Annotated in this window: 15 protein-coding genes and 1 pseudogene; 5 read left to right on the top strand and 11 right to left on the bottom strand. The window is 40.9% G+C overall.

Annotated features, from left to right (window positions below; genetic code table 11):
• The first annotated feature begins 26 nt into the window (after positions 1–26).
• Positions 27–794 carry a 3-hydroxyacyl-CoA dehydrogenase gene (locus tag EDD68_RS07795; RefSeq protein ID WP_132371765.1) on the top strand — a complete coding sequence of 256 codons (768 nt, stop codon included), beginning with the start codon at positions 27–29 and terminating at the stop codon, positions 792–794.
• A gap of 170 nt (positions 795–964) precedes the next feature.
• Positions 965–1,810 (top strand): RNA polymerase sigma factor, encoded by an 846-nt coding sequence (locus EDD68_RS07800; protein ID WP_279388241.1) that lies wholly within the window; start codon positions 965–967, stop codon positions 1,808–1,810.
• A 184-nt stretch (positions 1,811–1,994) separates the two neighbouring features.
• Here EDD68_RS07800 and EDD68_RS07805 read toward each other — a convergent pair whose 3' ends face one another.
• Together EDD68_RS07805 and EDD68_RS07810 are read right to left on the bottom strand one after the other, a co-directional pair.
• Positions 1,995–3,134: a CaiB/BaiF CoA transferase family protein gene (locus EDD68_RS07805; protein WP_132371687.1), complete on the bottom strand. Its 1,140-nt coding sequence runs from the start codon at positions 3,132–3,134 to the stop codon at positions 1,995–1,997.
• 23 nt (positions 3,135–3,157) lie between these two features.
• A pseudogene (locus EDD68_RS07810) lies at positions 3,158–3,271 on the bottom strand (acyl-CoA dehydrogenase family protein); the annotation flags it as partial.
• Between the two features lie 379 nt (positions 3,272–3,650).
• Here EDD68_RS07810 and EDD68_RS07815 point away from each other — a divergent pair.
• The gene (locus EDD68_RS07815) at positions 3,651–4,184 is read left to right on the top strand and encodes a GrpB family protein (RefSeq protein WP_132371688.1); all 534 of its coding nucleotides are present in this window, start codon (positions 3,651–3,653) and stop codon (positions 4,182–4,184) included.
• 7 nt (positions 4,185–4,191) lie between these two features.
• Here EDD68_RS07815 and EDD68_RS07820 read toward each other — a convergent pair whose 3' ends face one another.
• From EDD68_RS07820 to EDD68_RS07855, 8 genes are all read right to left on the bottom strand, one after another.
• On the bottom strand, positions 4,192–5,037 hold the full coding sequence (locus EDD68_RS07820; RefSeq protein WP_132371689.1) for an ABC transporter ATP-binding protein: 846 nt from the start codon (positions 5,035–5,037) through the stop codon (positions 4,192–4,194).
• A gap of 11 nt (positions 5,038–5,048) precedes the next feature.
• A complete protein-coding gene (locus EDD68_RS07825) occupies positions 5,049–6,095 on the bottom strand; it encodes a FecCD family ABC transporter permease (RefSeq protein WP_132371690.1) in 1,047 nt (348 codons plus the stop codon).
• A complete protein-coding gene (locus EDD68_RS07830; protein ID WP_132371691.1) occupies positions 6,092–7,105 on the bottom strand; it encodes a FecCD family ABC transporter permease in 1,014 nt (337 codons plus the stop codon). Before EDD68_RS07830 ends, EDD68_RS07825 begins: the two co-directional genes overlap by 4 nt.
• A 143-nt stretch (positions 7,106–7,248) precedes the next feature.
• Complete coding sequence (locus EDD68_RS07835) at positions 7,249–8,274, bottom strand: ABC transporter substrate-binding protein (RefSeq protein WP_132371692.1); 1,026 nt, start codon at positions 8,272–8,274, stop codon at positions 7,249–7,251.
• 261 nt (positions 8,275–8,535) lie between these two features.
• Positions 8,536–8,970 (bottom strand): NUDIX hydrolase, encoded by a 435-nt coding sequence (locus tag EDD68_RS07840; RefSeq protein WP_132371693.1) that lies wholly within the window; start codon positions 8,968–8,970, stop codon positions 8,536–8,538.
• Positions 8,971–8,998: 28 nt separating this feature from the next.
• Positions 8,999–9,565 (bottom strand): histidine phosphatase family protein, encoded by a 567-nt coding sequence (locus EDD68_RS07845; protein WP_165902105.1) that lies wholly within the window; start codon positions 9,563–9,565, stop codon positions 8,999–9,001.
• Positions 9,566–9,623: 58 nt separating this feature from the next.
• Positions 9,624–11,009 (bottom strand): pyridoxal phosphate-dependent decarboxylase family protein, encoded by a 1,386-nt coding sequence (locus tag EDD68_RS07850; RefSeq protein ID WP_132371695.1) that lies wholly within the window; start codon positions 11,007–11,009, stop codon positions 9,624–9,626.
• 167 nt (positions 11,010–11,176) lie between these two features.
• Positions 11,177–11,365 carry a DUF5370 family protein gene (locus tag EDD68_RS07855; RefSeq protein ID WP_132371696.1) on the bottom strand — a complete coding sequence of 63 codons (189 nt, stop codon included), beginning with the start codon at positions 11,363–11,365 and terminating at the stop codon, positions 11,177–11,179.
• Positions 11,366–11,543: 178 nt separating this feature from the next.
• Here EDD68_RS07855 and EDD68_RS07860 point away from each other — a divergent pair, with 178 nt between their 5' ends.
• On the top strand, positions 11,544–11,783 hold the full coding sequence (locus EDD68_RS07860) for a hypothetical protein (RefSeq protein WP_132371697.1): 240 nt from the start codon (positions 11,544–11,546) through the stop codon (positions 11,781–11,783).
• Between the two features lie 221 nt (positions 11,784–12,004).
• Here the strand turns inward: EDD68_RS07860 and rpsN are convergent, their stop codons facing one another.
• On the bottom strand, positions 12,005–12,274 hold the full coding sequence (gene rpsN / locus EDD68_RS07865) for a 30S ribosomal protein S14 (protein ID WP_132371698.1): 270 nt from the start codon (positions 12,272–12,274) through the stop codon (positions 12,005–12,007).
• Between the two features lie 135 nt (positions 12,275–12,409).
• Between rpsN and EDD68_RS07870 the strand changes: the two genes are divergently transcribed.
• A complete protein-coding gene (locus tag EDD68_RS07870) occupies positions 12,410–13,111 on the top strand; it encodes a CBS domain-containing protein (RefSeq protein ID WP_165902106.1) in 702 nt (233 codons plus the stop codon).
• The last annotated feature ends 354 nt before the right edge of the window (positions 13,112–13,465 follow it).

The following is a 13,465-nucleotide window of genomic DNA, read 5'->3' on the forward strand; positions in this document are numbered from 1 at the left end:
TTAATGGAATGAAGGAGGAGATTCTTCTGAATATCCAGAATCGAGTCGGCTTTGTAACTGGAGGTGCATCCGGCCTTGGTGAAGCGACCGCGAGAAAGCTGATCAGTGAAGGGGCAAAAGTAATCATCGCTGACCTTCAGGAAGAGAAAGGCCAGGCACTTGCTGAGGAACTGGGTGACGATGCCCTTTTTGTAAAAACCGATGTCACCGACGAAACAAGCGTTAAACAAGCCGTAAAAACGGCAGCTGAAAAATGGGGCGGTGTGCATATTGTGGTCAACTGTGCAGGAATAGCTGCTGCCCAAAAAACGATCAGCTCAAAAGGCCCCCATGATCTCGGGATCTTCCAGAAGGTCATTCAGGTCAACTTAATCGGCACCTTTAATGTGATTCGCCTAACTGCTGAACAAATGTCTGCTCATGAGGACGGCGATCATGGTGAAAAAGGGGTGATCATTAATACCGCTTCCGTAGCCGCATTTGAAGGTCAGATAGGTCAGGCAGCCTACAGTGCATCTAAAGGCGGTATTGTGGGAATGACCCTGCCTATTGCCCGGGATCTTGCGCAACATGGTATACGGGTGATGACCATAGCTCCCGGACTGTTTGACACTCCACTGTTTGAGTCCCTTCCTGAAAAAGCTCGGGAAGCTTTAGGGGCAATGGTGCCATTTCCTTCAAGGCTCGGCGATCCATCCGAATATGCACAGCTGGTAAAAAGTATTGTTGAAAACCCAATGCTGAATGGAGAAATCATCCGTCTGGACGGTGCCATACGCATGCAGCCAAAGTAATTGACCTTTTTCAGTTAACAGGCCCGCTTCTATCCTTTATGGATAAACGCGGGCCTTTTCAGTGTTTAGAAAACAAATTTTTTCATTGTGATTATGAGACTTTTGAACCTTTTACCTTTTCAAAGCATATTATTGGTGAGTTTAATAAAAATGGGAAAGGAAGAGTTCAGATGAAACATATATCGAGAGAAAAAGCAGAAAAACTTTTCTCCTGGTATTCAGGCTATGTGTTTAAAACCGTTTTTCTGCTCTGTAAATCAAAAGAACTGGCAGAAGATGTCACACAAGAAACGTTTATTAAAATCTTCCAAAAGTATCATCTATATAATTCTGAGAAACCCCTTAAACCCTGGATTTATAAAGTCGCTTTAAATACGTTAAGAGCTGAAATACGAAAAAGAAAATGGCTTACCTTATCACCCGATATAGCAGAGTATCAAAAAGATCCGAATAATACCGAAAATGAAGTTATTAGGAAAGAATATCAAGAATTGATAAATGAAGCGATTCAATCATTATCGTACAAATACCGAGAAATTTTGATCCTCTACTACTATAATGAATTTACTCATAAAGAAATTGCAGAGATTTTATCTATCCCTATTGGAACATGTAAATCACGGCTGCATTATGCCCATAAAAAACTCTATGATACTTCTAATGTTCAAAAGTTTATAAAAGGAGTAAATGGTATAGGAAACAGCGAGTTTGCAGCATACTGGGATATTTTCCATAAAGGTGACGAATGGGTATATGCCAGACAAAATTTAGATCCACGATCAGAAAGAATCTTAGATGAGGAAGAAATGAAAACCACTTTTAATCTTCCAGAAAACTCAAAAGTCATTCCCTTGACGAAAAAAGATGGAATTGCCATTTTGACCGATCTTGGAAAATATGGAAAGAAAATTGACATGCTCGTTAGAAACAACAAAAATCAGGTTATTTATTTTGAGATCCGAGGAAATATAAAAGAAGACCGTTTAATTGAATTAGCTCGTGCCTATCGGGAATAAAATGGTTTTAATAAAAAAATGATTAAGGGCCCTCCATTAAGTCATATTCATTAATTGAGTGGCCCTTTAGTGCCTCTTTTTTACTATTTGAACATTTATCCCAGGAAAAGTGATTTCATTTATGAACAGCTATGAAAATGATAAAAACTACACAGGTTACTCTGGATAAAATCCATTTCTTTAATTATTTTATAACTCCTTTTTTCTTCCATTCATCTATTTTTTTTCGTTCCACTTTTAAGAGTCTGGTTAAAATCTCTTCTGTATGTTCCCCCGGTTCTGGTAAAGGTACTATATTCCCTTGTATTTGGTTTTCGCTGAAAAAAGTCCTGACAAAAGGGGTGCTGTCTTTAAAGTGGATGAGTTGACGTTCCTGTATATATGAACTGTGGGTTATTTCATTGACATCAAGGACAGGAAACAAACAGCAGTCGTGCTTTAATCCAAAATCTGTCCACTCTTTTTGTGTACGGCTTAAAAAAAGTCTTTTGACTTCCTGATAAAGTGGGTCTTCGATTCCCATGTGATCAGGATAAGCTCTCACCCAATCTGGCTTTCCTGCAGCCTCACAAAAATTTTTCCAGAATTTATACTCCAGAGCAGCCAGACTCATGTACCTTCCATCTTTTGTTTCATAGATATGATAGTGAATAAAAGACCCATCCAGAATTGGAACACCATGTTTGTTTCCCGACAAATGGGAGATCATCACATGGCTGTTCATCATAGACACCATTACATCTGAAAGAGCCAGGTCAATATATGTCCCCTTTCCCGTTTCCCCCTTCTGCACCAGGGCGGCCAGAATGGCTTCACTGGCAGCAATCCCTCCGATTAAATCAGCAAATGGTATACTGGGATGAACAGGCTTTCCATGTTGATCCCTCAATTGATCCAGAGTTCCGCTCAGGGCAACATAATTTAGATCATGACTTCCCAGATGGGCCATGGAATTTTTCTGTCCGAAACCAGTTAAAGACAGATAAATAATGTTTTCGTTGCAAGTTTTCACCTGTTCGTAATCCAGGCCTAATCGTTTCATAACACCTGGCCGAAAGCTTTCCATCACTACATCAGATTGTTCTATCAGCTGTCTGGCAATCCTTTGTCCTTCATCTGTTTTTAAATTGAGGGTCATGCTTTTTTTGTTTCGATTGTTTGCTGTATATAAAGGCGAATGTCCATGAATGGTCATATATTTGGCCGGGTCACCGTTTAAGGGTTCAATTTTAATCACTTCTGCTCCATATTCGGCTAATCTCAAGGATGCAAAAGGACCCGGAAGATATTGGGTAAAATCTAGAATGCGAATACCTTGCAGCATCTTCATGCCCTCTTTCTATCAGATTATTTTAATAGAATTCTGGCATTAATATTTTTCATCATTTCATTGGATCCGGCGTAAATAGAAGCAACAGGTGTGTCACGGAAACGCCTGGCTATCGGATATTCTTCCATGTAGACTTTTTTACAGCATCACGGAACATATGATGTTCATCTGTTAAGTACCGGGCTGTCATGGCTTATCCCCCCTTATAGGTATGGAATGCCAGAAGTATAGATGAATGGCATTTCAACTGACTGAATGTTCACTCACTTTCAAACCTTTCTCAACCCGAAAATAACACATAATTTTCTGAAAGTAAATAATATTGAAACGTTAATTCTCAAACCATTTTATGTTTCGCGACTTATCATTATCGAAGATATCCACTCAAAAATGTTCAGCAATTTTCTTAAAGTTTTGTTTTTATTGATCTTCATTTTTCCTTTACAATAAAGGAGCATCATCTTTATTTATTTTCTGTGGACGATAAACGGGAATGAAAGGGGAAACCATATGCGCAAAGTCGAAGTTGCACCGTATGATGACAATTGGAAATTAATCTTTATTCAAGAAGCCAATATTATCAAAAATGTATTGAAACAGGAAATCATTCGAATCGATCATATTGGAAGTACAGCCATCCCAGGAATTCATGCAAAACCAATCATTGATATAATGGGGGAGGTTAGGAAGATCGAGCGGGTGGACCATTATCATCAAGAGATGAAGAAACTAGGATATGAAGCCAAAGGGGAGAATGGTATTCCGGGACGGCGATTTTTTATTAAAGGCGGAGATGAACGCACCCATCATGTTCACATCTTTCAGACTGGCAGCGTAGAAATTGAACGGCATCTGGCTTTTCGGGATTATTTAATTGCCCACCCCGAAGAAGCCCAGAAATACAGTGAATTAAAACAGCACCTTGCAAAACAGTTTCCAGCAGATATTGAGAGTTATATAGAAGGCAAAGATGCATTTGTAAAAGAAATGAACCGAAAAGCGATGATATGGAAACGAAATCAGACGATCAAGAAAAAACCTTAGCCCTGTTTTATTCAGGAACTAAGGTTGCTTTTCTCTGTTTTTCGGTGAATTTCTTTTCCTTTAGGAGTTGGCGGCCTTTGCCATGGGGAACACAGAGAGGGGTTCCGAAAATAGGATCCATGTGGATGTCACAGGAAAGGCCGAACACATCCTCTACCATTTTTTTCGTTACGATATCTTCCGGTGCCCCCTGACTGTAAATATTCCGGTCATGTACTGCTACCATGTGGTCTGCATAACGGCAGGCTAAATTGAGATCATGGAGAACCATTACAATCGTTCTTTTTTCGACCCGATTTAAGGAAAACAGCAAATCTAACACATCAATCTGATGGGATAAGTCAAGATATGTGGTTGGTTCATCCAGCAATATCGTATCCGTTCCCTGCGCCAGTGTCATCGCAATCCATGCCCGCTGTCTTTGCCCTCCTGACAGGGCATCTACCGGCCGGTCATGGAAGTCCGTCATACTGGTCGCCCTCAGGGCATGCTTCACCGCTTCTTCATCCTCTTTTGACCATTGCTTCAGCCAGCTTTGATGAGGATATCGCCCCTGTTTCACCAGCTGGTAAACCGTCAGTCCTTCAGGAGATTCCGGTGACTGGGGCAAAATCGCTAATTTTTTGGCCACTTCTTTTGTCGATAGTTTTAAAATCTCATGCCCATCCAGAAGTACACTTCCCCTTTCAGGTTTCAATAGCCGGGCTAAAGACCGGAGAATGGTGGACTTTCCTGAACCATTGCTGCCAATGAAAACGGTTATTTTCCCCTCAGGGACAGACAAATTCAAATCACTGATGATCGGTTCCTTTCCATAGGAAAGGGTCAATTCATTTGTTTGTAAACTTCCCATGCAAAACCCTCCTAACGGATGTTGTGCCGGTTCCGATAAAGCAAGTAAATAAAGAACGGTGCACCTATTCCCGAAGTAAATACACCTGCTGGAATATCAAGGGGCAAAAATGCTGTTCGGGCTACTACATCAGCCAGAACAACCATCGAGCCGCCAATCAGAGCAGATATAAACACAAGCCCCCCAAACATGCGACCGGCCATCATTCTCGCAATATGGGGCGCTATGAGTCCTACAAACCCTATTCCCCCTGCAAAGGCAACGGCAGAACCTGCCAGTGCCACGCTGATCAAAAGCAGGGATAAGCGGGTCCATTGTACCCTTACTCCAAGACCTGTTGCCATCTCATCCCCTAATTCGTTTGCGTTCACTGCTCTAGAAAATAATAAGGTCAGGGGAATAAACATAATCATCCACGGCAACATTAAGATCACATCTTCCCAGTTTCCGCCATACAGGCTTCCGGTCAGCCAGAGGTAAGCCTTTGTTGTAACTGCCGTTTCACTAATCACGATCATAATGGTTACGATGGCATTCATGGCTGCTGCCACCCCTATTCCGATCAATACAAGGCGTATGGGGGTTACTCCCTTCTTCCAGGAAAGGGCATAGATGAAGATAGATACTATAGCGGCACCGGTAATAGCTGCAAGGGGAAGCCAATTCAAACTGAACGTCCCCATAAAATAAATCATAAAAATAATCGCTCCCACAGACGCTCCACCGGTAATCCCGATAATATCTGGAGAAGCAAGGGGATTGCGTATGATTCCCTGCAAAATCAGTCCAGATACCCCAAGTGCCGCGCCTACCAAAAAGCCAAGAAATACCCTCGGCATCCTCAATGTATAAAGCGTAAAATCATGTTCACCACTGCCATAGCCGAACAGATACTTGATAACCTCTAAGGGGGATATCAAACTGCTGCCCACTGATAAACTTAGAACAATGACAAAAGATGAGAACAAAACCAACAAGAATAAAACATAGAGAAACTTTTTTTGCAGCTGTAAGGAAATCGAACCCGTTTTATTCCTTATGGATAAATATTCCTTCACTTTGCGGCAACCCCCTTACGCGCAATGTGAATAAAGAAGGGCGTACCCAGCAGAGCCGTCATGGCTCCGATCGGCATCTCATGAGGCATAATCACAAATCGGGCTGCCACATCAGCCAGAAGCAAAAGACTCGCCCCGGTCAGTGCACTGTATGGGATGACCCACCTGTAGTCTGTTCCGATCAGCCCTCTTACCATATGGGGGACAATTAATCCAATAAACCCGATGGAACCAGCAACTGCCACAGATCCACCGGCTAAGAATACGACCACAATTCCAATTAACAGTTTCATCAACACGGTCCTTTGCCCTAAACTCTTTGCTACATCTTCACCTGACAACAGGATATTAATGGCCCTGCCCAAAAACAAAGCAATTAATACCGCAATGATCATGAAGGGCAGGACAGGCAGAAGCATTTCCATATCCCTTCCAGCCACTGATCCAGCCAACCAGAATAATACGGTCTGAATGCTTTGTTCATCTATCACTAATAATCCCTGAGTAAAGGATACAAAAAAAGCCGTAATGGCAGCCCCTGCCAGGACAATTTTAATAGGGGAAAGCCCATCCTTTCCCATCGAACCGAGAAAATAGACAAATACACCAGCAACCCCAGCTCCCAGAAATGCAATCCACATGTAATGAACAAGAGAATCTACCGAGAAAAAAGTGGCTGAAAATACGATAAAAAAGATAGCTCCTGCATTTATTCCGAAAATATCAGGCGCTGCCAGGGGATTCCTCGTCAGGGCCTGCATTAATGCACCGGCAATGGCCAGGCTTGCTCCAATAACGGCTGCAATGACCGTTCTTGAAACACGGGTTGTGGTGATAATGATATGTTCTGTCACGTTTTGATCATAATGAAATAGAGCATCATACACCATTTGAAAGGAAGTTGGAATCTGTCCAAATGTGATGCTGCAAAGGGCAGCCATGATAAAAATGAAAAACATGGCCAATAGACCTGCTGCTTTCAAAGGTGTACTAGCATGGAAACGAGTCATAAAAATCCTCTTTCTCTGTACATTTTCATTAAAAAGTGGTTCAGATTGATTATAGCTTCTTCAAGATGAAACTATCTATAGAAATACATAGAGGAATAGGAGAAACATTACCTTCCCCTATTCCCGTTCTATCACCTATGGATTTATTTCTCTAAACCAAGGCGGTCATAAATATCGTCTAGCATCAAGTTCGCTGCCAGGATTCCGCCTCCCATATTCCATGCCACTTCATCCACTAAGTAGACTTGATCATTTTGCACAGCGTCAAGGTTTTTCCAAAGTGGATGATTGGTCCATTCTTCATAGGTTTGATGAACCGCTTCATCATCACTCATAAAAATGTAGAAGATATCCGCATTCATTTCCGGTATACTTTCTTTACTTGTCAGTTTAATGCCCCATACATCTTCCTGCTGATTTTCCGGACGTTCGAAGCCCAGGTCATTTAACACAATTCCAGCAAAACTGGTAAAGTAAATCCGGGCATGATCCGCTCTGAAATTGAGCAGGGCTACATTTAAAGGCCATTTGTCTCCGAGCTTCTCTTGAACTTTCGCTTTAAAATCAGCCACACGATTGTCCCACGCGGCTAATACTTCATCTGCTTTTTCTTCCATATTCATGGCCTCGCCCATCAATTCAACGGTTTCTTTAAATTCGTAAACCGTTTCATGGGTGACGGTCGGAGCAATTTGTTCCAGTTTGTCATAAATTTCTTCATGACGGAGTTTAGAAGCAATAATTAAATCAGGGTTTAATTTTGCAATTTCTTCTAGATTTGGCTGGGTTTCCAGACCTACAATCGGAACTCCGTCCAGGTCATCTCTTAAGTATTTATAAACAGGCTTTTCAACCCAGGATTCAACAATTCCAACTGGTGTTACACCCATGGCAATAGCTGCATCAGTAGCTCCCTGATAAAGAGTGACGATACGTTTTGGTGTTCCTGTCACTTCAGTTTCACCCATAGCATGTTGAATCACACGTACCTCAGACTCGCTTGAATCAGCACTTTTTGAAGAGTTGTCATCCCCAGAACCAGCATCTGCCTTAGTATTTTCATTCGTATCATTATTTTCCTGATTGGATTCTTCTCCTGTACCACATGCCGTTAACATAAAACCGGCTAAAAGAGCAATGAACATAGCCAGTATAGTTTTCCGTAACATTCTGTAAGTCCCTCCATTACTGTCTATTAATATTGATATTCATTCTCAATATATTTCAAAAAATAAAAACAGGTAGTTAAATCTCTCCTGTTCCCAATAATAATGAGAATGATTATCATTAATGATAACCGATTATCATACTACTGTGTTTCAGTACAAAAGTCAATAATTTTTTCATTCTTTTTTATATAACTGATAAAAATTTCTTATGACTAACCAAAGATATCTTATGTAACGTATTGGGCAACCTGAAAAAGTTCGCTATTCAGTTCTTCCCTGATAAAAATAAATGGCCTCTTTTCTCCTGGAAACAAGGCTGCTAATTCCACCCTTGTAATACGGCATGAATTGGTCAGCTTTTTCCAACGGTACCCACATGATATCCAAAATTTCATGAGGTCTCGATAGATGTATGGAACCTCCTTTTACTGTCACCGAAAACGTGAAAAATATGGGGTGACGCCCATTTTTTTCAAAAAATGCCCCATTTACAGCTAATATGCCCCCTGCCTCAACTTCTAATCCTGTTTCCTCCCTTACTTCCCGGATAACTGCCTCCTCCAGGGTCTCCCCTTCTTCGACAGCACCGCCGGGGAGGGAATAATCATATGAGTCTCCCCTTCGATTCTTTACCATTAACACTTTTTCTTTATTTTCATTTATTATTAATCCATACACTACATCAATGCGCCGCATAAACTTCCTCCTATAATTATCTATTAAATTATAAATAAATAACCTGATTCAGCTGAAAATCATCAAGTTTTAATTCTACAACAGAAGGCATTCCGAGTGAGTTCCAAAATTGAAAGCAGTCAATAAAATTGTAGTTTGAAACAAATAAAGTTATTACCGTTCCATGTGTAATGATAACTAGATCCTCATCATGCTGAATATTGTTCGTTATTTCTAATACCGCCTTTTCAAATCGACCTTTTGCCTGCCTGGCAGTTTCTTCCCCAAAAATCAATTGATCAGGATAATGGAAAAATTTTTTCATGATATTTTCAAATTCATCCCGAGGATATATAATTCGGTTTGATTCACGCCGATGTTCGTGGAGATTTTCTTTTTCAAGGACCTTTTTCCCGAGGTTATTTGCTACAATATCTGCCGTTTCTCTTGCTTTTGGCTCAACACTGCTGAATATTTGACTAAATTGATAATTCTCTAATTGATTAGCAAGTAATAGAGCTCTTTGTTTCCCCTCTTCTGATAGAACCCATTGGTTTGATGGTTTTTCAGAATCTAGAATAGGATTGGAATGTTTGATTAATAATAATTTCCCCACCCAGTATCCTCCTTTTTGATATCTTAATAGACTGGTAGATTTTAAATCGCTCAGGCAATTATCCGTAAAGCTCTTGATGAAATTGATCAATTTGTCGAAATATCTCTTGGATATGCTCTTCCGTTGTAAAAGGATTTAATAATACTGCCCTGAGCCATCGTTGTCCGCGAAAAACTGGGAAAGATAAAAACGTCTGTGTGTCATTTAATAGGGTTTGCTGGAGAGACTGATTAAGCTGATCTAGCTGTTCTTCAGGAACTTGATCAGGCTTATAGCGAAAGCAGCATATGTTCACATCTGGTTCACAGGCTACTTCTAAGTAATTTCTTTTTTTTACCTCATTCGTAAAGTGGGCTGTCAATTCATAGCCGTGATGAATGAGTTGTTCATAACCCCGTAAGCCAATATGCTGCAAGGACAGCCAGAGCTTAAATATTTCTGCATGTCTTGTGCCCTGAATGCTTATTTCTCCTAAATTGATGAAATCAGACTCATTCATATATGGTGCAGAAATGCGGAAGTTTTGTATAAGGCTTTCGCGTTTTTGAAAAAGTACCATAGCACATGTTTTAGCGACATACATCCATTTTTGCGGATTGAACGTAATCGAATCCGCGTGTTCTATACCGGCAATACGAGAACGATATTGATCTGAAAAAATAAGTGCTCCTCCATAAGCGGCATCGGCATGGAGCCATAGACCATATTTTTTTGCCACGTTTGCAATGTCTTGCAATGGGTCAATACTTCCAGTCACTGTTGTTCCGGCAGTCGCAATGACTGCGAAAGGAACTCTTCCTTTTGATTTTTCTTCCTTCACTTTTTGTTCCAGGTCTTGAACATCCATACGCCCATGATGATCTAAGTTCACAGAGATAACCTGAGAAGCACCCAGCCCAGAAACCATCATTGCTTTTTGAATCGATGTATGGGCTGCTTCAGAAGCTAAAACAACAGGCTTCTGGTTCAGATGTGTCAATCCTTCATCCTTTGTGTTAAAGAAGTGATTTCTTGCCACTATAAGAGCCTGAATATTGGCCAGACTTCCGCCGCTGACCATCACTCCTCCTGCTTGATCATCATAGCCAAATCTTTTAGCCAGACTTCTGATCACTTCTGTTTCCATTCGAGAGAATGCCGGAGCCATTTCCAGGCTCAGCATATTGTTATTGATTGATGAGCTGATCCATTCTCCTAAAACGGATATCAGCGTGGGGATAGAATCCATGTGTCCAATGTAAGTGGGATGCAGTGGATTCATAGACTCCTGAACAACCAGTTCTATATTTCGAAGCAATTCATCTCTTGTTTTGCCCATTTCCGGCAGTGGAGTGTATGAACCTGTTCCTTCCTGCTTAGGGAGCGGTGAACGTTCTGAAGAATGCCCTAACATTTCAAGCACTAGAGTCATAATGGAGGCAGAGAGCTCCCTCACCGCATCCATATTATTTCCATTCGGGTCGATAAAACCATCTTCCGGAAAACCTGACAGATTTTTAATAATACCACTTCCTTTTTATTGTATACCACTATACTAACGGAATACTCGGATTGTGGGAAGGTTTTCCTTTATATTTATCCAAATGACTTGAATGTTAAGGACATACTGTTTTACGAATGCCCATTAATATAGTTCATGATCATCTCCTCAATTTTCCCTTCATCAGGCTTTTCACCACTGAATCGAAACGTTACCTCCTCCAAAAACTTTCCATCTTTATAAACATGTAATGCACCTCGCTGATAACTGACGCTATACTCCATTTCAAATGTATAGCCGTCCTGCTGTATAGCTCCCATCGAATGACCTCCTGACCTTCTTTTTTACATACTTTTTCCGAATTTGAATCATTCTATGTTAATAAACCCGTACAGACACAAAAGGAGGATGCAAGATCAGTTGAGACAAACGACTGAAGGCAGCATGGCATATCACATGATCTCTCGCAGAAACCAATCATTACAGGAGGCGTGTTCAATGGTAAACCGTGATGATATTACAATTGGTGACCCTGACCCCCATTTTGATACAAGAAGAGATGGAATTTACAATGATAACACAGGTGTCAAAATAGGGATGATTATGAATGAACAGCCCGGTGGGAAACTGGACTCGAATCCTTTTCATCTATCATTAAAACGGGATCCCCGAATGAAGCGCTTTAGTGAAGTTATGCGAAAAAATACGAAGCATGTTGAAGAAGACGACCCAAGATAGCAAAAATACCAGTTCAGAACGGGACAGCAATTTTCTTGAAGATGAGTTTGATTTAAATTGGTCCAGCCCATGATCATTTTTTTGGACAATGGAAGGTCTATGCGTAAGGCAAACTGGCACAAATAGATACTAAAAAGGCTGATTCCTCTTTCATGTGAAAAGAAATCAGCCTTTTATGGTTGGCAAGGGAACATCTTCAGATCAGTCCCTTCTCTTGTTCCTTACCAGCTCGCTTTTTTAACACCAGGAATCTGGCCTTTAGAAGCCAGTTCACGAAAAGCGATTCGGGATAGCCCAAACTTACGGATGTAGGCATGGGGTCTCCCTGTTATCTGACAACGGTTGTGAAGGCGTGTAGGAGATGAGTCGCGCGGAAGTTTCCGTAACGCTTCATAATCCCCTTTTTCTTTTAGCTCTCTGCGGATTTCCGCATATTTGGCTACCATCTCCTGACGTTTTCGTTGTTTAGCTATTTTTGATTGTTTGGCCATTTCTACCCTCCTATAAATCGTAATTGTTACGATTTAATTATACGCCCCTTTCTTTCTAAAGTCAATTCCAGTACCTTCCCACTATTTTTCTGATCTGCTAAAATGATCATATGTAATTTAGGAGGTACGACGACAATGAGAAATTCCGACCGTTTTCTTGCATCGTTTCATCGGATTGAAAAATATTTGGAACGCATCAGAAAAAACCCAGGCCATATGAGCTTCAAAAGCGCTGTTCAGCACGCTCAGAAATACGACCCAGTCGTTCGAAAATACCAGGACGACCTGTTTGAATTTGCTGATTTGCGGAATGCAATTGTTCATGACAGCATTAACCCCAGTTATGCAATTGCAGAACCCCACGATTCAACAGTGGTCCATATAGAAAAGATTGAAAAGGAATTAATACAGCCGGAAACGGTAATTCCGAAATTTAAACGTGAAGTATATACCTTTTCTATTCATGACCGTGCAAAGGATGTCCTTCATTATGTGCATCATAACGGTTTCACGAAATTCCCGGTTTATGAGGGGGAATCTTTTGCCGGTTTATTGACCGAGAACGGTATCGCTCACTGGCTGGCCCATGCTGCGGAGAACAACTTGAAAAACCTTTTTCATCAGACCATTGATAACATACTTGTTTATGAAAAAGTAAAAGTCAATTATAAATTCATTTCAAAACATACAACGGTATACGAAGCAGAAGATATTTTTAAAAACCAGATCCAGAATGGGAAAAAGTTAAACGCGCTGTTAATATCAGAAGACGGAAAACCATCCAGAGAATTGCTCGGGATTATCACCCACTGGGATATTATACATATCATGGATTAATGGAATCATTGAACGCTGATCAGCACTTTATGGTGTAAACTTTTCAATCCTTCCCATTTCTTGCTTTGCTTAATGATGCAGGCATGTCCACCTTGTGCTTTATAAGAGACAGCCGGGACAATGAAGGAATAAACGGTACAACATACGAGCCCATTTGCAAAAACCTTAACGGAGTCAACATGTGAAGACTCCTGGGGGCACTGAAGATTCCGCAGACAGTGCAGCATGATCTGTCGAGGATCTGAAGTGTGCCTGCTGAAAACGGAGCATTTTGCCGGGGTACAAAGATCCGAACCCATTCATGTGATGATTGAATGGTGTTCGGATATATCATAGCTTACGCAGTTGTTGTCC

The sequence above is a fragment of the Melghiribacillus thermohalophilus genome, from assembly GCF_004342905.1.
In the GTDB taxonomy this organism is placed as follows: Bacteria; Bacillota; Bacilli; order Bacillales; family Alkalibacillaceae; genus Melghiribacillus; species Melghiribacillus thermohalophilus.